The sequence below is a fragment of the Marinimicrobium alkaliphilum genome, assembly GCF_003259155.1.
Classification (GTDB): domain Bacteria; phylum Pseudomonadota; class Gammaproteobacteria; order Pseudomonadales; family Cellvibrionaceae; genus Marinimicrobium_A; species Marinimicrobium_A alkaliphilum.
Genome location: NZ_QGMQ01000010.1, coordinates 79,328 through 104,579 on the forward strand (window position 1 = coordinate 79,328; position 25,252 = coordinate 104,579).

Genomic DNA, 25,252 nt, shown 5'->3' on the forward strand with positions numbered 1-25,252 from the left:
CGTTAACGCAGTTTCAGTGTCGCCAGCCCTACCAGGACCAGCATGACGGTAATGATCCAGAAGCGCACAATCACGCGCGGTTCCGGCCAGCCTTTCAATTCAAAATGATGGTGTAGCGGCGCCATACGGAAAATGCGCCGCCCGGTAAGCTTGTAGGAGCCCACCTGCAAAATGACGGAGACGGTCTCCACCACAAAAATCCCGCCCATGATGAAGAGCACAATCTCGTGACGCACAATCACCGCAATGATGCCCAGCGCCGCGCCCAGCGCGAGCGCACCCACATCGCCCATAAAGACTTGCGCGGGGTAGGTGTTGAACCAGAGAAAACCCAACCCGGCACCGATCAACGCCGCACAGAAAATCACCAGCTCGCCCGCACCCGGAACATGAGCAATATGCAAGTAAGTCGCGAACTCGATATGCCCGACCAGGTAGGCAATCACCCCCAGGGCGCCGCCGACCATGACCGTCGGCATAATCGCCAGACCGTCGAGACCGTCGGTCAGGTTTACCGCGTTGCTCGACCCGACCACCACAAAGTACGTGAGCACGATGTAAAACAGCCCCAGCTCGATGGCGATGTCTTTAAAAAACGGAATGAACAGCTGGGTTTCCACCGGGCTGACCGCTGTCATATACAGGAAGGTCGCAGCACCGAGACCGGCTACGGATTGCCAGAAGTACTTCCAGCGTGCCGGCAGGCCGCGGGAATTGGATTGCACCACTTTGCGGTAGTCATCCACCCAGCCCACCAAACCAAAGATACCGGTCACCAAAAGCACCACCCAGACATAACGGTTGCTCAAATCTGTCCACAACAGGGTACTGATAAAAATGGCGGCCAGAATCAGGGTGCCGCCCATGGTCGGCGTACCGGACTTACTCAGGTGTGACTGCGGCCCGTCGTCGCGCACGGCTTGACCAATCTGCAAATAATTCAGGCGGCGAATCATCCAGGGGCCGAGCATCAACGAAATAATCAATGCGGTCAGTACGCCCAGAATCGAACGGATCGATAAATACTGAAACACGGCAAAAAAGCGCAGGTGCTCCTGCAACTGTGCGGTCAGCCAAACTAACATGGGCGATTGTCTCCACGGTCCAGTAACGCATTGACGACATCATCCATGCGACTACTGCGCGATCCTTTAATCAAAATATTCATCTCTTTGTGCACGGATTCTTTGAGCGCCGCGATCAGGTCGCCGTGCGCTTGAAAATGTTTGGTCTGATGACCAAAGGCGGTACTCGCGTGTTCGCTCAAGGTGCCCAGAGTCCACAAGGCATCGATGCCGCGCTCGTGCGCATAGCGACCCACTTCTGCATGCATGGCGGCGGCGTCTTCGCCCAGCTCGGCCATATCCCCCAGCACCAGCCAACGCTCGCCTGGCTGGGCCGCGAGCACATCAATGGCCGCACGCACTGATCCGGGATTGGCGTTGTAGCTGTCATCGATAATCAGTGCACCGGCTGTACCGCGCAGGCGAGACATGCGCCCAGCCACCGGCGTAAAGTCGTTCAGTCCGGCGGCAATGGCCGCCAGTGTGGCGCCGGCCGCGTACGCACAGGCCGCTGCCGCGAGAGCGTTGCGTACATTGTGCTCGCCGTCGGCGGTCAACTGGACGGCGAGAGCCCCTTCCGGGGTCACCAGCTCAAACGTCTGTTGGCCCGCGCTCGCGCTCAGGTCGCGGACGAAAAAGTCGGCGCGCTCGTCGCGCAACGCATAGGTCAGCGGTTTAACTTCAGGCAACCGCTCCAGGTGGTAGCCGGCAAAGCTGTCATCGAGATTGATGATCGCCGTACCGCCCGCCTGCAAACCACGATAGATTTCGCCTTTGGCCTCGGCCACGCCCTGGAGCGAACCAAAACCTTCAATGTGTGCGGCCATGACGTTATTGACCAGAGCAATCTGCGGGCGGGCCAAGGTACACAAGTAGGCTATTTCGCCGGGACCACTGGCTCCCATTTCGATAATGCCGTAGCGATGTTCGGGTGCCAGCTCGAGTAGGGTCAGCGGCACACCGATGTGGTTGTTCAAATTCCCCCGGGTCGCCAGGGTGGGGCCGCACTGCGCCAGAATACCCGCAAGCATGGTTTTGACCGTGGTTTTGCCGCTGCTGCCGGTAATGGCCACCACCGGACCCTCAAACTGGGCACGGTTGTAGGCACCGATTCCGCCGAGTGCCAAGGTGGTATCTTTAACCACCCATTGCGGTGTCGCCAATCCCGAATCCGGAGTGTCCACCACCAGCGCGCAGGCTTTTTCGGCGGCCTGCGCCAAAAACCGGTGGGCATCAAAACGTTCGCCACGCAGCGCCACGAACAGGTCACCCGCCTGCAATTGGCGGGTATCGGTGCTCACCCGGGTAAAGCTGACACTCTGGCCTTGCAGCCAGCCCGGCAGCTGTTGCGCCAGTTCATTCAGGTGCAGCGGCCGCATCATGAGCGCACCTCCTGCAAGCGGGCGAAACGACGCTGCAACGCCAGACGGCTCTGCTTTACGTCGCTGAAAGGCAGGGTTTGATCACCAAAAATCTGATAGTCCTCGTGGCCCTTGCCCGCGATCAATACGGTATCGCCGGGGTGCGCTTGCTGCACGGCCAGGTCGATGGCCTGCGCCCGGTCGGCAATCACCAGACAACCGTTGGGGTTGTGCATACCGCGCACGATGTCAGCCACGATCGTGGCGGGATCTTCGGTGCGCGGATTGTCGTTGGTAACGACCACGCAATCACTCAAGCGTTCAGCACTGCGTCCCATTTCAGGGCGCTTACCGGTATCCCGATCACCGCCACACCCGAACACGCACCACAAGCGTCCCTGTTCACGGCGCCCCTGCAACGCCTGGAGTACGGTTTCAAGCGCGGCGGGTGTGTGCGCGTAATCGACGATGACGCCGACATCCTGGGCCGAGGCAGTATCGAGCGTGACAGCTTCCATGCGCCCGGGTGCGGGCTGCAGCAGCGGCAACGCTTCGACCAGCGCGGCAAAGTCCACGCCTTGCGCGCCCGCTGCAGCAATGACTGCCAACAGATTACTCAGGGCAAAGTCGCCCACCAGAGCAGTGCGTACACGCGCCTCACCCCAGGGGGACGTCAACATGAATTCGGTACCGGTTGCCTGCGCCTGCAGATCGCGCGCGCGCACGTCGGCAGCGGCATCCGTCAGACTGTAGGTGATACCCGTAACACCCTCAGGCAACTGTGTTTGCAGGCTGCTCGCCCAGGTGTCATCCAGGTTCAGCACGGCCGTCTGCAACCCGCGCGCCTTGAGTAGCTGCGCTTTGGCATCGCCGTAGCGGGTCATGTCACCGTGGTAATCCAGATGATCGCGACTGAGATTGGTAAAGATGGCAACATCAAAGCGCACACTCGCCGCCCGGTGCTGCACCAGGCTGTGAGACGACACCTCCATCACGACGGCGTCGGCGCCGCGCTCGCGCGCCTCAGCCAGGCGTTGTTGAACCGCAATGGCGTCCGGGGTCGTCAGACCGGTGGCATCCAGGCGACGGAGCGCACCGGGCAGGTCGTCAGCGCCCGTTGGCAGCACCCCAAACCCGAGCGTACCCAACACGCCTGCGGGCTGCCCGGTGAGCGCGAGCAGCTGACCGAGCAATAACGTGCAACTGGTTTTTCCGTTGGTACCGGTCACCCCAGTAACGTGCAGTTGGGCGCTGGGTTCGCCCCAGAAACGTCCGGCGATGGCGCTGAGCTCCGCCGCCAAGGTCGGCACACACAGGTGCGGTACCGACGATTCCACTTCCCGGTAGTCGTCATCATCGGATTGCGCCAGAATAGCCGCGGCGCCCGCCGTGATGGCCTGTTCGATAAACAAGCGGCCATCGTGGGCTTGCCCGGGAATGGCCACAAACACGTCACCGGTGCGCACCCGTCGACTGTCGAGGGTCAAACCTCTGACTTCGCAGCGTGCAGCGCACTCAGAAAGCGGTAGCCCCGGCAGCAGGTCTGCCAGGGCCAGGGCGGTGGGTTGCGCGGAAGCTGTCATCACGAGATCGGCCTCCGCGGTGGTAGTTTTTCCACATAGTTGTCGCGCTGACGCGGCGGCTCCTGCAACAAGCGCAGCGCGCCTTCGGCGACCCGGGAGAAAACCGGTGCCGCTACCTGACCGCCAAAGTAGGCTTCGGTAGCAGGCTCATCAATCACCACTACCGCGACAATGCGCGGATTCTCGGCCGGGGCATAACCGGCAAAGGAAGCGATATAGCGATCATCGTCATAACCCTGCAAGCCCACCTTGTGGACGGTGCCGGTTTTACCTGCCACTGAATAGGCATCGGTACGCGCGCGGTGACCGGTACCATCGCGGGTCACCGCCTGCTCAAGCATACGATTGATCTGGCTCACCAGCTCCCGATTGACCACGGGCTGCCCGGCGGGCGGCTCGTCCATGCGCAACAGACTGACGGGCCGCTTGATACCGCCGTTCGCCAATACGCCATAGGCTTGCGCCAACTGCGTCGTGGTAGCGCTGATACCGTAACCAAAGGAATAGGTCGCCTTCTGAATGGCGCGCCACCGATCATAGTTCGGCAGCGCGCCGACGCCTTCGCCGGGAAAACCGGTGCCGGTGCCCTGCCCCAGGCCCAGACGGTAGTACATACTGCGAATGACTTCCGGCTCCATATTCATGGCCATTTTTGCCATCGCCACCTGACTGGATTTCGCAATCACACCGGCCATATCCAGATCCCCGTAATTGACCGGGTCGGTCAGGGTGTGGCCGCCCACACGGATGTGGCCGGGCGCGGTATTGAAGCGGCTGTTATACCGGTAATCGCCAGATTCCAACGCCGCCATCACCGCAAAGGGCTTGACCGTAGAGCCGGGCTCAAACATATCGGTCAGCGCGCGATTGCGCAATAAATCGCCACGAAGATTACTGCGGTCATTGGGGTTGTAGACCGGCTGATTGACCATCGCGAGAATTTCACCGGTCTGGGCATCCATAATCACCATGGAACCGGCACGGGCACGGTTTTCGTGCACGGCCGAACGCAGCTCCCGATGCGCCAGGTATTGCAGGCGTAGATCAATGCTCAGTGTGAGGTTGTTGCCCGGGCGCGCGGAGCGCAGCAGTTGATGCTCGCGTACGGTGTGACCGTGACGATCCTTGATGACCTGGCGCGCGCCGTTTTCCCCTGCGAGCCAGGCGTCGTAGGCCAGCTCGATGCCTTCCTGACCCCGATCGTCGATATCGGTCATGCCCACCAGGTGTGCCGCCACTTCGCCCGCCGGGTAGAAACGCCGGTATTCGCGCTGGCTGTAAACGCCGGGAATGTTCAGCGCGAGAATTTCGTCCGCCGCGTGAGGGGTCATATGGCGCTGCAGGTACATGAACTCACGCCCGGCAAAACGCCCCATGCGCGACTCCAGATCGGCATTGGACCAGCCGAGCGCGCGCGCCAGCTCGCTCCAACGTTGCGGTGTTTCTGCCAGCTCGCGCGGATTGGCCCAGAGCGTTGTCACTGGCGTGCTCACCGCCAGCGGTTCGCCGTTGCGGTCGGTAATCACACCACGGGAGGCGTTGATAGTCTCAGTGCGTAGAGTGCGCGCCTGGCCCTGCCCCTGCAAAAAGGTAAAGCCACGCTCGTTGCCGGGCAGAACCTGCAAGTCCGCGACCCGCCAAACCAGCGAACCTGCCAGCCCGGCCAAAACAAGAATGACACCGTAGAAGCGCCAGCGCGCGATGGGAATACGTTTTGGGGCCTTCATGGTGTCACCACCAGAATCTGGTCGGCACTGGGCGTCTGCAATTTGAGCTCAGCGGTCGCGATGCGCTCAATCCGGCCATAGGCGGCCCAGGTGCTCTGCTCCAACAAGTACTTGCCCCACTCGACCTGGGCCTCGGCCGCGTCGCGCCGCAGACCTTCGAGGTGGTTCACCTGTTGGCGCACCTCATGGGTCGAGCTCACCACGGCCAGGGCCGAACCGACAACCAGCGCCCACAGCACCGCCAGTGCAAGAAATGCACGGAGGTTCAGGCGTTGTCGGTTAAGACTCGCTGCCATGGTGGTATTGCCCCTTGTTTGCCCGTTTAGAGTTTTTCCGCAACGCGCATAATCGCGCTGCGGGCGCGGGTGTTCGCCGCGATTTCTTCTGCGCCTGCCTTGATGGCCTTGCCACAGGAGCGCATGCGTTTGTTCAGCTGTTCATCCCTTATCGGTACCCCCTTGGGCACCGGGTCGCCTTTTTCCTGACGACGTATAAAACGTTTGACCACCCGATCTTCGAGTGAGTGGAAGCTGATAACCACCAGGCGCCCGCCCGGTGCCAACACCTCCAGCGCCTGCTGCAATACTGCTTCCAGGTCGCCCAACTCGTTGTTAATAAAAATGCGGATCGCCTGAAAGGCGCGCGTAGCCGGGTGCTTGCCTTTTTCCCAGGCCGGGTTGGCGACCTTGATGATCTCTGCCAGGCGCGCGGTGCGCACAATCGGCTCTTGCTCGCGCTCCGCCAACACTGCCCGCGCCATGCGTCGGGCAAAACGCTCTTCACCGTATTCCTTGAGCACCCGGACAATATCCGCTTCGTCAGCCCGGTTGATCCAGTCCGCCGCACTCTCGCCCCGACTCTGGTCCATGCGCATGTCGAGCGGGCCGTCGGCCAGGAAACTGAAACCGCGCTCGGCCTGATCCAACTGCGGAGACGACACCCCCAGATCCAGCAACAGACCGCTGACCTTGCCCGTCATGCCGCACTCAGCGACCCGATCGGCCAGCTCGGCGAAGGAGCCGCGCACCATCTGAAAACGCGGGTCGCCGGCAAAATTCTCTTTGGCGGCGGCCACCGCCTCGTGATCCTTATCAATCCCCAGCAGTCGGCCCTCGGGTGACAACTTCTGCAACAGCAGCCGGCTGTGGCCGCCGCGCCCAAAGGTACCGTCGACATAGAAGCCGTCCTGGTCGATCAACAGCGCCTCGACGGCCTCGTTAAGTAAGACCGTGATGTGTGTGGAGTCAGTCATGCGGCCCCCTAGAACGACAGAGACTGCATGACGTCCGGCAACTCATCGTCAACCGGTTCGTCCAGCAGGGCCAGCCAGGCGTCTTCACTCCAGAGTTCGAGCTTGTCGCCCAACCCCACCAACATCAATTTTTTGTCCAGACCCGCATAGGAACGCAGCGTGGGCGACACCGGGATACGGCCATTGCTGTCCATTTCCACCGGCGTGGCATAGCCCATCAGCAAGCGCTGGACCCGGCGGACGGCCCGGTTGGAGTTGGGCAGACTCTGGACATTGGCCAGGACCTCGTCCCACTGAGGCTCCGGATAGACCAGCAAACAGCGCTCATCCGGATGGGCAGTCAACACCAAACGCCCGGCACAGGCAGTCGCCAGCGAGTCTCTGACTTTCGCTGGAATCGCCATACGCCCCTTGGCGTCCATATTGATGGCATGACTACCTGTTAACACTTTCCACCACTCTGATTATTGGTTTTTCCAAAAAAAACCACTTTTATCCACTTTTCTCCACTATTGCACACTATAAATCCGAGCGCACCAAAGTCAAGCAACCTGTTGGCGAAAAACGCATAAAATGTCGCTAACGTGGAGTGAAAAGGCGTAATAAAGAAGGGAAAAGCCGATTACTTGGACGCCGGGGAAGCGCTTTAAATAATCAAAACAGAGGGTTGTGGGCGCAACTTAATGTAACACTTTAACTATGGGATTTTTTACTGCTAAGGAGGGAGGTTTTATATAGCTCAAGCACCTAGCGAAGAGCAAGCCGAGGGCCGTATCTCCTTCTGAGACACGCCGTAAACCCATCCATGGGGGCTCGACTGCCGCCGTCCGGGCGGCAGACGGTCTCAGAAGGAGATACGGCCCTCGGCCAGCTCTTCGCCCGCGCGTAATAAATGTGTCGGAGTCGGCCTATAAGCCGGGTTCTGTCGTGGACAGTCATTCATCTGGGACCTGCGTCACCGCAGGCCTCGAGCGACCTACCCGAACCCAGTGCGGGCCGCACCAATGGGTTCCTATTTGGTCTTGCTCCGGACGGGGTTTACCATCGCCACAGGCTGTTACCAGCTGCGCGGTGCGCTCTTACCGCACCTTTTCACCCTTACCGTTGCCCGAAGGCACTTAGGCGGTATACTTTCTGCTGCACTTTCCGTAGGCTCGCGCCCCCCAGGTGTTACCTGGCGCCCTGCCCTATGGAGCCCGGACTTTCCTCCCCGCCAATGGCGGAGCGACTGTCGGGCCGACTCCGAGCGCTTACATTAGCCGCAGGCGAGGGAAAGATCAATGGTTTTTGCGCCGTTATTCTTTTGTGCTTTGTCGTCGCGCAGTTTTGGGGGATCCCGTCTATAGATTAAGGAATAGCGAGACCCTGGCAGCTCAGTTGACAGCCCGGATATCCCTCATCATCGATAAATTTTTCGGGCAACCGCCCATCGTCAACCGCTCTCGCCCTCGACAACCTTCGGAAATCAAGATTGACCTTCTGACGAATGCAGTCCACTTTAGGGCCATAAACTTGGCTCCAGGAAATGTAGTTCTCGCCGCCATATGTATCCAGCCGATGGGGAATAGAACATCTCCGGAACTCATCAATGTATAGCCTCTCAATCTCTTCACTCAAGAGTATTTCAGATTCAAAATGGTTCGGATCCAACTGCCCTCCAAATTTTACATCCCTAAGAATCCCCAAGACTTGAGCTTGATCTTTTAACAGGTAGCTAACAAAACCACGATCGTTAACCTCATAAGGTATTCCCTTCGGCTGGATCACCGCACTCGTCGTAGGCGCTGAAAAACAGCAGTAATGGAGGCACCGGATTCGATTTCTCAGGCCAAACAGTTATTGTTGTCGTAGCTATAAGCCTTACCTGCCCCGGAAACCGTATGGGCCTTTCCTGTATGGCGCGGCTCTTAGGGAACCCGAGGGCGTTGCAATCGTAGATCGAATCCCACGACCGGCGTGTCGCGGAAATCACTGCACTGTTATGTGGCCTGGCGAACAGACCCGTTATAGCAATTCCGATTAAAAAAACATCAACTATAATTTTTAATTTTTCCTCCCACCTTTGAATACTTTCTAATTCTCTTTGAGGATAGTAGGCTTGGTAATTACTATAATTTGAGCTATTACTTACTTGATATAACTTGCTGCCAGGGCGCCGAGGACGGGGCTTGGGCACGACCACTATAGTGATAACACGAGGAGAAACCCGTGAAGAAACCTACGCTACGCCTGCTAGCCCTGCTGGTCGCCGCCCCGGCGACTGTGTCTGGAACCGCTACCTACGCACAAGGCCCCATGCTTGAAGAGGTGTTGATTACCGCGCAGAAGCGGGAACAACGCATGACCGATGTCCCCGTTTCCGTGAATGCCCTGCAAGGCGAGAAACTGGAGGAGAGCGGGATTACCAGCGTTGAACGCATGGCCGATTACATTCCCAGTCTGAATATGACCCAGACCGGGCTCGGCACCACCATTTCGATTCGCGGAATCAGTTCCGGCGTCAACCAGGGTTTCGAGCAATCGGCAGCCCAGTTTGTCGACGGCATTCACCACGGCCGCTCTCAGTTGGCGCGTGCACCCATGTTTGATTTGGAGCGAGTCGAAGTACTGCGCGGCCCCCAGAGTATTCTGTTCGGCAAAAACAGTACGGCGGGCGCGATCAGCATGATTACGGCCAAGCCTACGGACACCTTTCAGGGCCGGGTAAGCGCCCTGTACGAGCCCGAGCACGGCGAGCAGGATATCCGCCTGGTGGTGTCCGGGCCTTTCAGTGACACCCTGTCCGGTCGCCTGGCGATCATGGACCGACAGATGGATGGCTACTACCACAACACCACCTTGGGACGGGACGAAGCGCAGGAAGAAAGTCGCGTGATTCGCGGCAGCCTGCGCTGGCGCCCCAGTCCCGAGTGGGACATCAACCTGAAGGTGGAAGACAGCACCTTCGACAGTACCGGGCGCAACCTGGAGGTGATCAATCCGGTCGAATTGCCGGTGGAGGGCGCGGTGTCTTACGCCAATCTGTTGGCGGGGCTGACCGGACAGGTCTCAGGGGGCGAGTTCGTCTACCAACTGGATACCGATCAAAACTTTAACCGCCAGTCCAACGGCGATTACAGCTACAACGACAGTCAAAGCTTTGCACTGAGTATCGAACGAGGGATTGGCGATCACGACTTTACCTCGGTGACCGGCTACGCCAGCTATTCTTACGAGGAAATGTGCGACTGCGATTTTACCGGGCTGCCCATGTTCTTTATCGCCTCCAACGAGGACTACACCCAGTTCAGCCAGGAGTTCCGAATAGCCTCATCCCCGGCCCAGCAGGTCAGCTACCTGGCTGGGGTATTCTTCCAGACCAGCGAGATGGAGTTTGACGATGTCGTGGGCCTACCCCAGGACAGCTGGCTGGCCACCGCACTGTCGGTTCCGCCGGAAGAGGGTGGCATCGGTCCGGACCTGGCCAACCTCCTGCGCAGTGCATCCAGTAACAAGGACTTTACCCAGGACAGCGATACCGCCGCGATCTTTGCCCAGGTCACCTGGAACATCAACGACTTCAGCCGCCTGATCGTCGGCGGACGCTACACCCACGAAGAGAAGGACGGCACCCGCCGGCAGACCCATATCAACGCCGAGGGCCAGGCGCTGCCACCCTCCATCGAGGGCGATCCGACCGACCCGCCCCACAACATTCCTTTCGGGTTATTTGAGATCGAGCCCTACGACACCATCCGCGCCAGTCGCTCGGAGTCGAGCTTTACGCCCTCGCTGACCTATCAGTTCGATCTGAACGAAACCGATATGGTCTATGCCAGCTACACCACCGGCTTCAAGTCCGGCGGTTTTGATGTGCGCTCCAACGCCCACCCGGACCCCACGGTGGACAATGCGGTGAACGTCCAGCGCCAACAGCAGGGTCAGGACCCCACAATCACCGGCGTCTTCGAGTTTGAGGACGAGCAGGTGAAAAACTACGAGATTGGGGGCAAGTTCCTGCTTCGGGGCGGCGCCGCCGAACTCAACGTGGCACTGTTCCGCACCGAGTTCAGCGATCTGCAGACCAGTGTTTTTGACGGGGCTTTCAGCTTTAACGTCACCAACGCCGGTGAAGCCGAAATTCACGGTCTGGAGCTGGACGGCCGCTGGGCGCTGAGTAACACCCTGACCTTGAACGGCGGCCTGGCGTGGCTGGATTTTGAGTACACCGACTTCCCTACCGCCCAGTGCTACTTTGGCCAGACCTCCGACACCGCACCTCTGTGTGATGCCTCAGGCTCCACTCGGGAGTTTACCCCCGAATTGCAGGGCAACCTGGGCTTGAACCATCGCTACAGTTTGGGTAACGGCCTGCTGCTGAACTCCACGTTCGACGTGATCTTCAGCGACAGCTACCTGACCTCCCCGACCCTGGATCCGCGCACCGAGCAGGATGCCTACATGAAGCTCAACGCCCGGGTGGCCCTGAGCGGCAACCAGGATCAGTGGGAAGTGGCCCTGGTGGGCAAGAACCTGACCGACGAGTCGATCATCTCCCACTCCAACGGCATGCCCATCTCTACAGTCCTGACCCAGGGCACGGGCACCGCCTACTACGCCTTTTACGAGCGCCCGCGCAGCATTGCGTTGCAGGGTACTTACCGCTTCTAAGGCGACGGGTCTGAAACAACGTGGTGCGCTGGATCACTCGCGATCCAGCGCCCACTGGTACAGGCGGTTTTTCTTCAACCCGGTGAGCCGGGCGCCGATACTGGCGGCCTGCTTCACCGGTAACTCCTCCAGCAACACCCCCATCACCCGCTCGGCCTCGGCATCCAGATCCCCGGATTTCTTTGCCGGTGCACCGCGCATCAGCAAGACAATCTCGCCGCGCTGCTGATCGCTGTCCCCCGCCACCCACTCCGCCAGCGCCGCCACCGGGCCGCCGCGCAGGGTCTCAAAGGTTTTGGTTAATTCCCGCGCCAGCACCAGCTCGCGCTCGGGCCCTACGACCTCGGCAATGTCTTGCAGCGTCGCCAGAATCCGGTGCGGGGCTTCGTAAAAAATCAGGGTCCGGCTTTCCGCCGCCAAAGCGGCCAGGGTTGCACGCCGGGCGCCGCTTTTGCTCGGAAGGAACCCTTCGAAGGCAAAACGATCAGAGGGAAGTCCGGCTGCGCTCAAGGCGGCAACCAGCGCACAGGCGCCGGGGATCGGCACCACCCGGATGCCCGCCTGGCGCGCCGCGCGCACCAGACGGTAGCCGGGATCGGATACCAGAGGCGTGCCCGCGTCCGAGATCAGCGCCACCGTTTCGCCCGCCTGCAAGCGCGCGAGCAGCTGCTCGGTACGCTCCGGACCGCTGTGCTCATGGTAGGCCACCGCTTGGGTGGTGATCGAAAAGTGGGCCAGCAGGCGCGCGCTGTGGCGGGTATCTTCGGCGGCGATCACCGATGCCGATTGTAGAGCTTCTATCGCTCGCGGTACCATATCGCCCAAATTGCCGATGGGCGTGGCCACCACGTAGAGCACGCCGGCCGCATTATCGGCCTCCGGTAAACGCTGTGTCATACTAGGACCTTCATAGTCGGGGCCATTCAGCGGGTGATCGTCACCCTTACAGTCTAGTCTGTCGCCTTCCCGGCAGATCAGGAGAGCAACACACCATGGTTAAACAGGGATTATCCCTCGGCTTGATAGCCACGCTTTTAGCGCTGCTGGCCGCCTGCGGCACCCAGCCGCCGCACCCGGACGATGCCGAGCCGCACGACCCCGAGGCTGCCACCGCCGAAGCGACCCGGCAAGAGGCCAACGCGCTGGTGGAGCAGGCACGCGCCAGCCAATCCCCCGAGCGTGAGCAACAGCTGCTGCGCGCCGCCGAACTTCTGGCGGAACTCGAGGACACCAGCTGGGCACGCAACCTGCTGACGTCTATCGACAGCGGCCGCCTCGACAACCAGCGCTATGTGCGTCACACGCTGCTGCTGAGCCGCATCGCCGTGGCCGACGGCTCCTATTTTCTGGCGCAACGCATTCTAACCAACCCCCGCCTGGAACAACAGTGGCGCGCCATGAACCCGGACCAGGAAGCGGAGCTGCGCGAACTGCGTGCCCAGACCTTTGCCTATCTGGGCGATACCGGCGATAGCCTTGAGGAGCGGGTACGCCTCGGGGCTCTGCTCACGGATCCGACACGCGAAGCCGAAAACCGCGAGTCCTTGTGGCGCAACCTGATGGCACTTTCGCGGCAGGACCTTACAAGCCGGGCAGAGAGCACCGAAGACGCCACCTTGCGCGGCTGGTATCAGTTGGCCGCCATTGCCATGCAGCAGCAATCCAACCTGGAGCAGCAATTGGCCGATGTCGACGCCTGGCAGGCGGAATGGCGCGGCCACCCGGCAGATCAGAACCTGCCCGATGACTTGCGCCTGCTGCGCGAGCTGGTCGCCAACCAGCCGCGCCAGATCGCCCTGCTACTCCCCCAACAAGGCCGCTTGGCGCAATCCGCCGACGCCGTGCGCGACGGCTTTTTCGCCGCCTACTATCACGCCCGGGAGCAAGGGATTCGTGTACCGCAGGTACGCCAGTACGACACCAGCAACGGCGACGTTCTCGAACTCTACGACCAGGCCGTGGCCGAGGGCGCAGAGTTGGTGATCGGTCCTCTGGACAAGGATCAGGTCAACGAGCTGGCGCTGATGCCCGGGCTGCCGGTGCCGGTGCTGAGCCTGAATTACTCCGACTACACCGACGACACAACCGCCACGGGCCTCTACCAGTTTGGCTTGGCAGCCGAGGACGAAGCCCGCCAGGCGGCTCGCCAAGGCTACCTCGATGGCCATCGCCGGGCGCTGGTACTGACACCCAATTCAAGCTGGGCCGAGCGCAGTGCCGCTGCCTTCGCCGATACCTGGCACGACCTGGGCGGCGACGTGGTCCACAGCAGCCATTACTCCAGCGAAGTAAGCTATTCGGGTCTGGTGCAGCGGGTGTTGCTCACCCGGGAAAGCGAGAACCGTCGCCAGGATCTGCACCGGCTGTTTGGCACCCGGGTCGAGTTCGAGCCACGCCGGCGCCAGGACGTGGACATGATTTTCCTGATTGCCAGTCCGGCGCAGGCGCGCCAGATCAAGCCAGCACTGGCATTTCATTACGCCGGCAATCTGCCCGTGTACTCAACCAGCCATATTTACGCGGGTGTCGCCGACGCCGGCAGCGATCGGGACTTGAACGGTATTCGCTTCAATACCCTGCCCTGGCTCTTCGACGACAGCAATCCCGAGCGCCAGAGTCTGGACGAACACGCGCGCGGTGCCTCTGTATACGGCCGCTTGCACGCTCTGGGGGTCGACGCATTCCGCCTGCTGCCGCGCTTGCCGCAGCTGGAGCAGATTCCCCAGTCACGGCTCTACGGGGCCACTGGCACTCTGCGCCTGCTCGAAGACCGGCGCATCGAGCGCGAGCAGATCTGGGCTGAGTTTCGCAGTGGACTGGCCCGCCCTCTGCCCACTCTGGCCATCGAGCAGCCGGAAGCGGACGAGGAGTGACCACCACCAGTGCCCGGGGCGGGCTGGCCGAAGCGCAAGCGGAAAGTTATTTGCAGGAACAGGGCCTGACGCCCTGGACCCGCAACTACCGTTGCAAGGTGGGCGAGCTGGATCTGATCATGCGCGACGGTGACTATTTGGTATTTGTCGAAGTGCGCCTGCGCAATAACCGGGATTACGCCGATGGCCTCGAAAGCATCACGGCCAGCAAGCAGCGTAAGCTGGTACGCGCCGCGCAGTTTTATCTTCAGCAGCATCAGCTGACCGATAAACTGCCTTGTCGCTTTGACGTCATCGCCATGCATTACACTACCGAACAGCAACCGGTATTCACCTGGTTGCGCAACGCCTTCGATGCCTATTAAGCCTCTTTAACCGCAGGAATCTGACACTATGGACCAACGGGTCATCACCCTGTTTCACGAAAGCATTGAAGCCAAGATGCAATCGGGCGAACAACTCGCGCCACTGATTGCCAGTGCCAGCGAATTGATCGTCGCCAGTTTACTTAACGAGGGCAAGGTACTTACCTGTGGCAATGGCCTGGCCGCGGCGCAGGCGCAAATGTTTACCGCCAGCCTGGTCAACCGCTTTGAGCAGGAGCGACCGAGCTTACCCGCCCTGAGCCTGGCCACCGACTTCACCACCCAGACGGCCATTGCCAGCGACTATTCCTACAACGACATTTTTGCCAAGCAGGTTCGCACCCTCGGAAACGAGGGCGACGTACTGGTGCTGGTCACCACCACCGGCAACTCCAGCAACCTGCTGCAAGCCATCAGCGCCGCCCATGACCGGGGCATGTCCGTCATTGCCCTGACCGGAGGCGAAGGCGGTGACACCGCCGCGCTCCTCGACCACAACGACCTGGAGCTGCGCGCGCCACTGACCAGCAAACCGCGCATCCACGAGGTTCACTTGCTGACCCTGTTTTGTCTCTGTGACCTGATTGATTTACAGCTGTTTGGAGGACACGAATGATCACTCGGCTGTTTTTACTCTCACTCTTGGCTCTGACCAGTGCGCTCAGCCTGAGCGCCTGCACCAGCGTGCTCTCGGCCACCACCCGCGAGCCCATTACCATCAACCCGGGCAAACGCACCATGGGGGCACGCATCGACGACCGCCAGATCACGACCGTAGTGCGGGTCAATATCAACAAGGCCCATGAAGACCTGCGCACCGCCCAGTTGCGAGTATTCAGCTACAACGGCGTGGTGCTACTGGTAGGCCGGGTACCCAACAACGAGCTCAAGCGGTTGGCAGGCGAAACCGCTCTCAAGGTCACGCCTGTGCGCCAGGTCAACAACGAGCTGGAAGTGGGCGACGCCAAGAAGGTCTGGTCGCGCTCGGTGGACAGCTGGATCACCACCAAGGTGAAAAGCAAACTCCTGTTCAACCGGGATGTGGAGAGCGGACGGATCCGCGTGATCACCCGCAACAACACTGTCTACCTGATGGGCCTGGTATCGCGCGCCGAGGCCAATCGCATCGCGCAGATCGCCAGCCAGACCAAACACGTGCGCAAAGTTGTAAAAGTCTTCGAATACATAGACTAGATTCAAGTTAGCGGACGAAACGCTCATTAGTCGGGTACGTCGAAGCCGGGCATCCCTATCCGGGACACGCCGTGAACCCATCCCTGGGGGCTCGACTGCCGCCGTCCGGGCGGCAGACGGTCCCGGATAGGGATGCCCGGCTTCGACTTGTGCCAGCAGGAGGCGTTTCGTCCTCTGACGTGAATCGCCGAGCGCGCGGTAGGTCACAATTTTGCACCCCGCCCCCACACAACCGCTGGCAGGCGCCGGAAGCCGTGTTACTATCCCTGCTCGAACGATAATCGTGAGGTTGGTGTTATGGAAATTTCAACCATTGTCATCCTGGTAATCATCGCCGCGCTGGTGATCTACCTGGTCGGTATTTACAACCGCCTGGTCACCCTGCGCAACCGCTTTCAGAATGCTTTTGCCCAGATCGAAGTGCAGCTCAAACGCCGCTACGACCTGATCCCCAACCTGGTGGACACCGCCAAGGCCTATCTCAAGCATGAGCGCGAAACCCTTGAAGCCGTAACCCAGGCCCGCGCCCAGGCCATGAGCGGCCTGAAAAAAGCCGCCGCCGCTCCGGGCAGCCCTGCAGCCATGGCCGAGCTCGGCGGTGCCGAAGGCGCGCTGACTGGCGCACTCGGTCGGCTGAATATGGTGATGGAAGCCTACCCGGACCTGAAAGCCTCCCAGAACATGCAGCAGGTGTCTGAAGAGCTGACCAGCACCGAAAACAAAATCGCCTTCGCCCGGCAGAGTTTCAACGACGCGGTCATGACCTACAACACCTACAAGCAGAGCTTTCCGCCGGTGTTTTTTGCCGGTTTCTTTGGTCACCGGGAGGACGCCTCGCTGCTGGAGTTTGCCGACAGCGCCGAAATCCAGGCGGCACCCAAGGTGTCTTTTTAAGTACCCGGCTGAGTGCCTGCCATGAACTTTTTTGAGCACCAGGATCAGGCCAAGCGCAACACCCGACGCCTGATCGTTCTGTTCGCGCTGGCGGTGATCGCCCTGGTGATCGCAGCCACCGTGCTGATCGGCGGCATCATGTTCTATCTGCGCGCGCCCTCCACTGTGGAAGACATCCGCCTGGGTACCGGCTTTGAGATTCTGACCTGGGTGGCCGTGTTTATGGTCATCCTGGTCAGCTTCGGCAGCCTGTACAAATGGTTGCAGCTGCGCGGCGGCGGCAAAGTGGTGGCCGAAGCGCTGGGCGGACGTCTGATCAACCTCGATACCCGCGACCAGGACGAGCGCCGGGTACTCAACGTGGTCGAGGAGATGGCGATTGCCTCGGGCGCGCCCGTACCTCCGGTGTATGTGCTCGAGGAAGACGGCATCAACGCCTTTGCGGCGGGCTACGGTCCCCAGGACGCGGTCATCGGCGTCACCCGCGGCTGCATCCGCCTGCTCAACCGGGACGAGTTGCAAGGGGTGGTCGCGCACGAGTTCAGTCATATTTTCCACGGCGACATGCGCCTGAACATGCGCCTTCTGGCAGTACTGAACGGCATCCTGCTCATCGGTCTGCTGGGGCAACTGCTGATGCGCAGCGCTGCCATGCGCGGCTACCGGCGTTCGAGCAGTCGCGACAACTCGCCCATGGTGATGCTCAGTGCCGGTGCAGGCTTGATGCTGGTCGGCTACGCCGGCACCTTTTTCGGTGGGCTGATCAAATCCGCTGTCAGCCGTCAGCGCGAATACCTGGCCGACGCCTCGGCCGTGCAGTACACCCGCAACCCCACCGGCATCGCCGGGGCACTGCAAAAGATCGGTGGCTACAGCAGCGGCTCGCGCCTGGAGGCGGATAACGCCGCAGAATTTACCCACATGTTTTTCGGTGCCGGGCTCAAATCCTCCATGAGCGGCATGATGGCCACGCACCCGCCTCTGAATAAACGCATCAAACGCATACTGCCATCCTGGAATGGCACCTACCCCACGGTTGAAATCACCACCGCGAAAGCGGAGCCTGAGACCCAAGGGCAGCCCGATGCGCGCCGTGCCGCCATGATGGGCGCCCGCATCGCCGCTGTGGAGGCAGCCCTGTCCGCCCCCGAGGGTGCGCCTGAAGCGCTCGACGCCAGTGTTGAGCATATCGGTCAGCCGACCCCCGAACATTTGGCCCACGCCCATCACCTGATCGAAAGCCTGAACCCGGCACTGCGCGAAGCCGCACATGAGACCTTCGGCGCGCGCGGCATCATTTACGGCTTGCTGCTCAGCGCAGACCGCCAGGTTCGCCAAAAACAATGGCGCGACCTGCTCAGTGAACACACCAAAGATGAACTCAACAGCCTGAAAACGGTGGTGGGTGCGGCGGTCAAGTGCGCCCCGGAACAGCGCCTGCCACTGGTTGAGCTGGCCCTGCCCGCGCTCAAAGACCTGTCGGAAATTCACTACCAGAGTTTCCGTCGCTCGGTCGGCCAGCTGATTCGCGCCGATCAGCGCGTGAGCCTGCAGGAGTGGTCGCTGTTTCGTATTCTGGTGCATAACCTGGAGCCCCAAAGCCGCACTTGGCGCGCTCACCCGTTGGCCAAGCAAGCGGACAACTGCCAGCTGCTGCTGTCCCTTATGGCCCGCGCCGGGCATGAAGATGAAGGCGAAGCCGAAGCGGCGTTTACGGCGGCGTGGCGCGCCCTGCCCTTCGACACTCGCGCACTGCTTCCCGCCGATGCCATCCAGCTCCCCAAAGTCGACGAAGCTCTGGACGCACTCAATCGCCTGAAGGCACTGGAAAAACCGCAAGTGCTGAAGGCCATGCGCGAGAGCATCGTCCATGCCGGGCAGATCACCGGTACCGAAGCCGAGCTGTTCCGCGCCATCGCCGACAGCCTCGACTGCCCCATTCCACCGGTAGTGGCCGGAGCCGCGCCCACCAACGGTTAAAACTTCGTCCCGGGCGCGCTATAATGCGCGTTCTTTGGGCCCTTTCGCCAATCAACTACCGAGGTACTCACCTTGCAACTGGATAAAGCTACGCCGGAACAACTGCGCCAGTGGGAAAGCCAACTGGCTGCCGATTACCAAGCTATTGTCGACAAGAAGCTGAGTCTGGATCTTACCCGCGGCAAACCCTCTGCCGAGCAACTGTCCCTGTCCGACGCCCTGGACGGCATCCTCAAGGGCGACTACAAGGCCGCCGATGGCACTGATAGCCGCAACTACGGCGGTCTCGATGGCCTGCCCGAGGCCAAGCAACTCGGCGCCGACGTCATGGGGCTGGACGACGCCTCCCAGATTCTTGTGGGCGGCAACAGCAGTCTGACCCTGATGTTCCAGGCCATGCTGACCGCGCATCAGTTCGGCCTCAAAGACGCTGCCAGCGCCTGGAAAAATGACGGTGACGTCAAAGTGCTCTGTCCGGTACCGGGTTACGATCGCCATTTTACGGTGTGCGAGCAGTTGGGCATCGAGATGGTCACTGTACCCATGGGGGCCTCCGGTCCGGATATGGATGCGGTCGAGGCCATGATCAAAGCCGACGACAGTATCAAGGGCATTTGGTGTGTCCCGAAATACTCCAACCCGACCGGGGTTGTCTACAGCGACGAGACCGTCGAGCGCATGGCCAAACTGGGCAAAATCGCCAGTGCCAATTTCCGCATTTTCTGGGATAACGCCTATTCGGTCCACGATCTGGTAGACGACGCGCCGCAACTGGCTTGCATCATGGCGGCCTGTAAGCGCAACGGCACCGAAGACAGCGTGCTGCAGTTTGCCTCCACGTCAAAAATCACCCATGCCGGAGCCGGCGTGGCCTTTATGGCGGCCTCTGCCACCAACCTGGCGGGCCTGAAGCGCTTCCTGAGCACCTGCACGATCGGCCCGGACAAGGTTAACCAGATCCGCCACACCCGGTTATTGCCCAACCGCGATGCTCTGCTGGCCCATATGAAAAAGCACGCGGAACTGCTCAATCCCCGCTTTGAGGCCGTGCTGAGCGCGCTCGACGCCGCCTTTGGCGATAACGACCTGGGCGCCTGGGAAAAACCCGTTGGTGGCTATTTTGTGTCTTTCGATACCCGCCCGGGCTGCGCCGGCGAAACCGTGCGCCTGGCCGCAGAGGCCGGGGTCAAACTGACCCCCGCCGGGGCCACCTTCCCGTACGGCAAAGACCCGGAGAACCGCAACATCCGCATCGCCCCCTCAGTTCCAGCAGTGAAGGAAGTGGTTGCCGCGATGGACGTGTTTGTCATCTGCGTCAAACTGGCCTCGGTGCGCCAAAAACTGGCGAGCTAACGGCTGTGGAACCAACGCTCACGACAAAACCGCCGAGGGTAAACCCCGGCGGTTTTTTTGTGGGGGTACCGTTCACACACTCACACCGATATTCCAAAAAAGCATAACCTCACTGTGCTCAAATCTAAAAACTCTGCACGTTTCCGGATTTGCCTCGTATACTCAGAGTAAGTGACCGCTTTACGCGGTCCAAGTTGTTGAGTCCGCGGCAAGTGAGGTGTCTATGAGCATTGCCAAACGCGTTGAGAAGTACCTCGAAAGCCAGCGTGTGCCCTACCGGTTGCACCGGCATGATTACAGCGAGGGTTCATTCAATACCGCCCAGGCGGCGCAGATTGATGATGCCGCGCTCGCCAAGGCTGTGCTGTTGCGCGATGAGGACTTCGGTTATCGGTTGTGCGTACTGCCAGCCCAGCACAAGATTCTGCGTCACACCCTCAACCAGATTTTTGACCGACACCTGGAGCTGGTAGACGAAGATGAACTGGCGGAGGTCTTCCCGGATTGCGCGCCCGGTGCTGTGCCCGCCTTGGGTCAGGCTTACGGCCTTGAGGTCATCTGGGATCCGACACTGTTGGCTCACGAAAATATCTACCTGGAGGCAGGTGACCACGAGCACTTGGTGGTATTGCGGCGCAACGACTTTGAAAGATTGATGCATGGCGCGCTGAGTGATGCATTCAGCTCCAAACGTAAGCGCCACACCTTCCGGCGCAAAGGCGGCCGCCGGTCCTTGGCAAGCCCTGGCTACGCCTTGAGCGAGGGCCTCTAGCGCTCCAGAGGTGTCCCTCAGGCCAAAAAACAGACAAAAAAAACCACCGCAGAGCGGTGGTTTTTTTATCGCTGGAGGCCTCTACTATTGCGGTCCGCCCACCGGCACCAACACAATGTTGGGGGCTTGCGCTGCCCGGGCAGCATCGGCCACGGAAACGTAGGTTCTGGCGTTGGCGGCACTCTCAGCCTGGATAATCACCGCAGCCTGAGGGAACTCAGCGCGCAGACGCTCGATATTGGAGCGCACTGCCTGCTCGTCAACCCGGCGGTCATCCATCCAGATCTGGTTATCACTGGTGATCCGCACCATGATATTGCGCTCGGCATCTTCCGGCGGGGGCTGGTCTGAATCTTCCGGTACGTTGACGTCAAGGCCCATCTCACGCACAAACGAGGCCGTCACAATAAAGAAAATCAGCATAATAAAGACCACGTCCAACATTGGCGTCAGGTCAATATCATTGCCCTCTTCGGCTTTACGGCCTTTCTTTCTTCGACTCACCGTATTACTCCCGTCGTTATCATCTGGTGGACTAAACCGCCGCAGGTCGGGGCCTGCAGCCCGGTCACGGGCATAAAAACATGCACCGGGAACGGATCAAGGGCTGCATATTAACAGCTTTGCACCCGTTTTGACCAACATTTTGCAGGACTGCGCCACCACAAAAAGGTCATGGTGACCATTATTTGACCCAGGGGTCCGGCCAAAGTTCTAGTCACCAAAGAGCGGCAACTGGTAATACGCCCGATCCTCACGCAAGTCCACAAAGCGTACCCCCAGCCCCAACAGGCGAACCGCACCGCCCTGGCGAGCGTACGCCTCGGCGCACAGCTCTCTGAATGCACTGATCCTGATATGTTTGCCCGCGCGCTCAAGGGTGGTTTGGGTAAAATCGGCAAACTTGATCTTCACAAAGAGTTTGACCACCCGATAGTCATCATCCAGGTCTTCGAGACGGGCAAACAGCTTCTCCAACAAGCGAGGCAAACCCGCCAGGCAGGACTCAAGACCTTGCAGGTCCTCAGACCAGGTCTTTTCCACACTCAGCGATTTGCGCCGACGACTGGCATTGACCGGGCGGTCGTCCTCTCCTCGACATAACTGATGCAGCCGGCGCCCCATCGCACCAAAACGCTCGCTCAATTCAAAAATACTGTAATGCTGCAGGTCGCCACAGGTCGTCACCCCCAACTCTCCAAGCCGGGCCGCCATGGCCTTGCCAACGCCGTGGATCTTACGCACCGGCAAGCGCGCAACAAATTCGGATACCTGCGCTGGCGTGATAACTGTCAAACCGTCAGGTTTCTGCCAGTCGCTGGCAATTTTGGCGAGAAATTTATTGGGCGCAACACCCGCGGAAACACTGATTCCCAAATCCTTGCGCACCCGTGCTCGAATGTCCTGGGCGATCAGTGTGGCACTGCCGCGACACTGTTCAGATTCGCTGACATCGATAAAAGCTTCATCCAGGGACAGCGGCTCTACCCGCTCGCTGTAGTCGTAAAATATTTGGCGCATCGCCTGAGAGACATCCCGATAAACATCCATTCTATGCGGCAGAATAATCAGGTCCGGGCACAGGCGTAAGGCGTGCGCTGCCGGCATAGCCGAATGAATGCCGTAACGCCTTGCCTCATAATTACAGGTGGACAATACGCCGCGCCTATCCGGATTGCCCCCAACGGCAATGGCACGCCCCTGCAGCCTCGGATCGTCCCGAATTTCAACCGCCGCAAAAAAGCAGTCGGCATCACAGTGAATAATTTTGCGCATAAACTCCTCGCCAGCACTGTGATTATATACAGACATTAAACGAGAAAATAGCAAAGTCGGCGTTATTTCGGTGTTATTCGTGCAAGTACACACGAAAATGCTTGAATTTTTATGATAATTGCTTATGTTATACAGCGTAAGTAGTACTCTTTACGTCTTTATTTTTTTCACAGTGAAAACAAAGGAACACCACCATGGCAGCACGCAAGAAAAAAGCGGTCAATCAAATCGCCGAGTTGGAGCAACAGCTGGCCCAACTTAAAACTCAATTGTCCAAGGCTCGCGCCGCCCAGGAAGCTGACGCTCAGAAGGCAGCGGACAAACTTAACAAAGAGGTCAGCAAGGCCAACACTGCGGTTAAAAGTGCACGCACCAAGCTGGCTGCAGCACGCAAAAAGAAAACCCCTGCTGCTGCCCGTCAGGCAAGTGCTGCCCAAACCAAGCTGAATGCAGCGCTCAAAGTTGCCGACAGCGCCAAGCAACAGCTGGCCGACGCCAAGCAGAAACTGGCTGACACCAAAGCTGCCAACAAGCTGGCTAGCGCTCACGAAAAAGCCGTAGCCAAAGCTGAAGCTGCCATGGCAAAAGTACAACAGGCAGCAGAGAAGAAAGCCGCCGCCAAGGCCAAAATCGCCGCCAAGAAAGCCGCTACACGTGCCAAAGCCGCCGAGAAAAAGGCTGCCGCCAAAGCCAAGGTCGCGGCCAAGAAAGCCGCTGTAAAAGCCAAGGCTGCCGCCAAGAAGGCCGCTGCCAAGCAAAAAGCGGCCGAAAAGAAAGCCGCCGCTAAGGCCAAAGCCGCCGCCAAGAAAGCCGGCACTAAAGCCAAAGCAAAGACCCGTAAAGTAAAGCGCAAGGTCACGAGCAAGAAGCCGGCCGCCAAAAAAACCGCCGCCAAGCGCCGTCCGCGTAAGGCCAAGGCCAAAGCAAGCAGCTAAACCGTACCTTTAGGTGAGCACAAAAAAGGGCGCCCTCGGGCGCCCTTTTTTGTGCCTGTATGCCAGACCCACGCTAGTCCGCAGGCTGCACCGCCTCAACACGCGGACGGAGTCTCAACTCAGTATCTGCGGCGGTACTGCCCACACAGCTGGCCCGGTACTCGAGCAACTGACGGCGCGGATCGCGCGCATTAAAATCCACTTCAAAACGCATAACACCATCGCCGACCATCTCGGGCTCAGGCATCGTTTCCGTTAGCCAGTGCACCTCTGCCAGGGTCTGGGCTCGCTCAATCAGTGCCGACCGACACGCACGCCACACCTGTATTCGCCTCGCCAGCGCCGCCTCAAGATCCTCTTCATCCATCTGTCCAAGCGCATCCTGCAAAGCCTGCAGCTGCTCCCGCACCTTGGCGCGCTCCTGTTCACGGGCCAGATCGCGGGCTCTTTCACGCTCGCGCTCAGCCGCCAGGTCGGCAAAACTGATCTGACCCTCGGGGCGACTTTCATCCAGCAGCTTGAGACTCAAACCGTCCACTAACCAGGAAAACAGGCGTCGATCATCGTCCCGACAGCTGAATCGAAAGATCGGGTGTTCGGGGGTGCTGCGATCGGTATGCACCTCACCGGCAATGAGTGTCACACAGGTCTCATCGGCTTTGACCAGGCGCGCGGCATCGACCATTGGGGGCAAGTAGCGGACATAGGTTTGCGGCACCGTGAGTTTGTCCAAATCGACACCCAACTGTGCCTGGGCGGATCCCAGCCCCACCAGAGCAATCAGCGGCAAGGCCCGCTTAAGCCGAGGTATCTTGAGCCAGCTCATGGTAAACATAGGCACACAATACCAACCGCTGTTCGTCGTCGGGCTCGGCAAACTCGACCCCATGAACCGCCGGTACTTGCTGTTGTTTTTCCTGGGTGCTGCGCTCAACCCGCGAGCGCAAAATGCCGTCCAGCTTCAAAGTGCGCTGCAAACCACAAAACTCGACCTGGGCCTGAAGCTGAACCTTGTCGCCGATATCGCCTGCAGGTTGCTCCAGTTCGAGGCGGCACCCTGACAAACTGATATCACCGATCCGGGCATCAAAGGTCTGATCTTCCAGTTGACTGCGATTGGTGACTTTGACTGCCAGATCTACCCCGACCCGGGTCGAGTTGCGTACGCCCTTAAAAACCACCTCTTCGGGGTAGTCGACAAACACCAAGGGGTAAGGATCAGTAATCTGGGCCTGCACCACAGTGGTAAACACGCTCACGCCGTTGGCGGCCATGGTCCGGACAATGACCTTCTGGCCCGGACGGAAGCGCACACTGCGACCATCGAGGCGTGGCACGGCGACAATCAAGGCATGCTTTGCGACACTGCCCACCAGGCGTGAACCCAGACGCTCCGGGCGGCCATCGGGGGCATTCACCTGCATTTGCAGGGGATAACCCAGGTCGAGCTTCAAGTCTTCAAATTTCATCACG

Annotated in this window: 23 protein-coding genes and 1 other RNA gene; 10 read left to right on the forward strand and 14 right to left on the reverse strand. The window is 59.9% G+C overall.

The genetic code is table 11. The features are described 5' to 3' along the window. Nucleotides 1-2: 2 nt before the first annotated feature. From mraY to DKW72_RS15020, 9 genes are all read right to left on the reverse strand, one after another. On the reverse strand, nucleotides 3-1,085 hold the full coding sequence (gene mraY / locus DKW72_RS14980) for a phospho-N-acetylmuramoyl-pentapeptide-transferase (RefSeq protein WP_111643197.1): 1,083 nt from the start codon (nucleotides 1,083-1,085) through the stop codon (nucleotides 3-5). After that, nucleotides 1,079-2,446, reverse strand: a complete 1,368-nt coding sequence (locus DKW72_RS14985) for a UDP-N-acetylmuramoyl-tripeptide--D-alanyl-D-alanine ligase (RefSeq protein ID WP_111643198.1) — start codon at nucleotides 2,444-2,446, stop codon at nucleotides 1,079-1,081. The genes mraY and DKW72_RS14985 overlap by 7 nt, the downstream gene beginning before the upstream one ends. Continuing rightward, complete coding sequence (locus DKW72_RS14990) at nucleotides 2,443-4,008, reverse strand: UDP-N-acetylmuramoyl-L-alanyl-D-glutamate--2,6-diaminopimelate ligase (RefSeq protein WP_111643199.1); 1,566 nt, start codon at nucleotides 4,006-4,008, stop codon at nucleotides 2,443-2,445. Before DKW72_RS14990 ends, DKW72_RS14985 begins: the two co-directional genes overlap by 4 nt. Then, entirely contained in the window at nucleotides 4,008-5,735 is a 1,728-nt protein-coding gene (locus tag DKW72_RS14995) for a peptidoglycan D,D-transpeptidase FtsI family protein (RefSeq protein WP_111643200.1), read from the reverse strand. Before DKW72_RS14995 ends, DKW72_RS14990 begins: the two co-directional genes overlap by 1 nt. Continuing rightward, on the reverse strand, nucleotides 5,732-6,031 hold the full coding sequence (gene ftsL / locus DKW72_RS15000) for a cell division protein FtsL (RefSeq protein ID WP_111643201.1): 300 nt from the start codon (nucleotides 6,029-6,031) through the stop codon (nucleotides 5,732-5,734). The genes DKW72_RS14995 and ftsL overlap by 4 nt, the downstream gene beginning before the upstream one ends. A gap of 26 nt (nucleotides 6,032-6,057) precedes the next feature. Further along, complete coding sequence (gene rsmH, locus DKW72_RS15005; RefSeq protein ID WP_111643202.1) at nucleotides 6,058-6,987, reverse strand: 16S rRNA (cytosine(1402)-N(4))-methyltransferase RsmH; 930 nt, start codon at nucleotides 6,985-6,987, stop codon at nucleotides 6,058-6,060. A gap of 8 nt (nucleotides 6,988-6,995) precedes the next feature. Beyond that, nucleotides 6,996-7,436, reverse strand: coding sequence for a division/cell wall cluster transcriptional repressor MraZ (gene mraZ / locus DKW72_RS15010; protein WP_111643203.1), 441 nt, complete (start codon nucleotides 7,434-7,436; stop codon nucleotides 6,996-6,998). Nucleotides 7,437-7,882: 446 nt separating this feature from the next. Beyond that, nucleotides 7,883-8,231: RNase P RNA component class A (gene rnpB / locus DKW72_RS15015), an RNA gene on the reverse strand. A 103-nt stretch (nucleotides 8,232-8,334) separates the two neighbouring features. Beyond that, nucleotides 8,335-8,754 (reverse strand): hypothetical protein, encoded by a 420-nt coding sequence (locus DKW72_RS15020; protein ID WP_111643204.1) that lies wholly within the window; start codon nucleotides 8,752-8,754, stop codon nucleotides 8,335-8,337. Between the two features lie 441 nt (nucleotides 8,755-9,195). On the opposite strand from DKW72_RS15020, the gene DKW72_RS15025 reads away from it, so the two are divergent. Next, nucleotides 9,196-11,637 (forward strand): TonB-dependent receptor, encoded by a 2,442-nt coding sequence (locus tag DKW72_RS15025; RefSeq protein ID WP_232522430.1) that lies wholly within the window; start codon nucleotides 9,196-9,198, stop codon nucleotides 11,635-11,637. A 33-nt stretch (nucleotides 11,638-11,670) separates the two neighbouring features. Here DKW72_RS15025 and rsmI read toward each other — a convergent pair whose 3' ends face one another. Then, nucleotides 11,671-12,534, reverse strand: a complete 864-nt coding sequence (gene rsmI / locus DKW72_RS15030) for a 16S rRNA (cytidine(1402)-2'-O)-methyltransferase (RefSeq protein ID WP_111643206.1) — start codon at nucleotides 12,532-12,534, stop codon at nucleotides 11,671-11,673. Between the two features lie 95 nt (nucleotides 12,535-12,629). On the opposite strand from rsmI, the gene DKW72_RS15035 reads away from it, so the two are divergent. The 8 genes from DKW72_RS15035 to DKW72_RS15070 all read left to right on the forward strand — a co-directional run bounded on the left by DKW72_RS15035 (nucleotide 12,630) and on the right by DKW72_RS15070 (nucleotide 21,068). Next, complete coding sequence (locus DKW72_RS15035; RefSeq protein ID WP_111643207.1) at nucleotides 12,630-14,510, forward strand: penicillin-binding protein activator; 1,881 nt, start codon at nucleotides 12,630-12,632, stop codon at nucleotides 14,508-14,510. Then, a complete protein-coding gene (locus DKW72_RS15040) occupies nucleotides 14,507-14,875 on the forward strand; it encodes a YraN family protein (RefSeq protein ID WP_111643208.1) in 369 nt (122 codons plus the stop codon). The genes DKW72_RS15035 and DKW72_RS15040 overlap by 4 nt, the downstream gene beginning before the upstream one ends. A gap of 28 nt (nucleotides 14,876-14,903) precedes the next feature. After that, the gene (locus tag DKW72_RS15045) at nucleotides 14,904-15,491 is read left to right on the forward strand and encodes an SIS domain-containing protein (RefSeq protein ID WP_111643209.1); all 588 of its coding nucleotides are present in this window, start codon (nucleotides 14,904-14,906) and stop codon (nucleotides 15,489-15,491) included. Then, nucleotides 15,488-16,069 (forward strand): BON domain-containing protein, encoded by a 582-nt coding sequence (locus tag DKW72_RS15050; protein WP_111643210.1) that lies wholly within the window; start codon nucleotides 15,488-15,490, stop codon nucleotides 16,067-16,069. Before DKW72_RS15045 ends, DKW72_RS15050 begins: the two co-directional genes overlap by 4 nt. Before the next feature lie 297 nt (nucleotides 16,070-16,366). Next, nucleotides 16,367-16,963: a LemA family protein gene (locus tag DKW72_RS15055; protein WP_111643211.1), complete on the forward strand. Its 597-nt coding sequence runs from the start codon at nucleotides 16,367-16,369 to the stop codon at nucleotides 16,961-16,963. Nucleotides 16,964-16,984: 21 nt separating this feature from the next. Then, the gene (locus DKW72_RS15060; protein ID WP_111643212.1) at nucleotides 16,985-18,943 is read left to right on the forward strand and encodes a M48 family metallopeptidase; all 1,959 of its coding nucleotides are present in this window, start codon (nucleotides 16,985-16,987) and stop codon (nucleotides 18,941-18,943) included. Nucleotides 18,944-19,015: 72 nt separating this feature from the next. Next, nucleotides 19,016-20,296, forward strand: coding sequence for an aminotransferase class I/II-fold pyridoxal phosphate-dependent enzyme (locus tag DKW72_RS15065; RefSeq protein ID WP_111643213.1), 1,281 nt, complete (start codon nucleotides 19,016-19,018; stop codon nucleotides 20,294-20,296). A gap of 223 nt (nucleotides 20,297-20,519) precedes the next feature. Next, complete coding sequence (locus tag DKW72_RS15070) at nucleotides 20,520-21,068, forward strand: aminoacyl-tRNA deacylase (protein WP_111643214.1); 549 nt, start codon at nucleotides 20,520-20,522, stop codon at nucleotides 21,066-21,068. Nucleotides 21,069-21,152: 84 nt separating this feature from the next. Here DKW72_RS15070 and DKW72_RS15075 read toward each other — a convergent pair whose 3' ends face one another. Both DKW72_RS15075 and dinB read right to left on the reverse strand, forming a co-directional pair. Beyond that, nucleotides 21,153-21,572: an ExbD/TolR family protein gene (locus DKW72_RS15075; protein ID WP_111643215.1), complete on the reverse strand. Its 420-nt coding sequence runs from the start codon at nucleotides 21,570-21,572 to the stop codon at nucleotides 21,153-21,155. A 210-nt stretch (nucleotides 21,573-21,782) separates the two neighbouring features. After that, complete coding sequence (gene dinB / locus DKW72_RS15080) at nucleotides 21,783-22,844, reverse strand: DNA polymerase IV (RefSeq protein ID WP_111643216.1); 1,062 nt, start codon at nucleotides 22,842-22,844, stop codon at nucleotides 21,783-21,785. Nucleotides 22,845-23,038: 194 nt separating this feature from the next. Here dinB and DKW72_RS15085 point away from each other — a divergent pair, with 194 nt between their 5' ends. Beyond that, on the forward strand, nucleotides 23,039-23,779 hold the full coding sequence (locus DKW72_RS15085; protein WP_111643217.1) for a hypothetical protein: 741 nt from the start codon (nucleotides 23,039-23,041) through the stop codon (nucleotides 23,777-23,779). Nucleotides 23,780-23,852: 73 nt separating this feature from the next. Here the strand turns inward: DKW72_RS15085 and DKW72_RS15090 are convergent, their stop codons facing one another. Continuing rightward, nucleotides 23,853-24,614: a hypothetical protein gene (locus DKW72_RS15090; RefSeq protein ID WP_157960513.1), complete on the reverse strand. Its 762-nt coding sequence runs from the start codon at nucleotides 24,612-24,614 to the stop codon at nucleotides 23,853-23,855. Then, nucleotides 24,577-25,248 (reverse strand): flagellar brake protein, encoded by a 672-nt coding sequence (locus DKW72_RS15095; protein ID WP_111643219.1) that lies wholly within the window; start codon nucleotides 25,246-25,248, stop codon nucleotides 24,577-24,579. Before DKW72_RS15095 ends, DKW72_RS15090 begins: the two co-directional genes overlap by 38 nt. Nucleotides 25,249-25,252 lie beyond the last annotated feature (4 nt).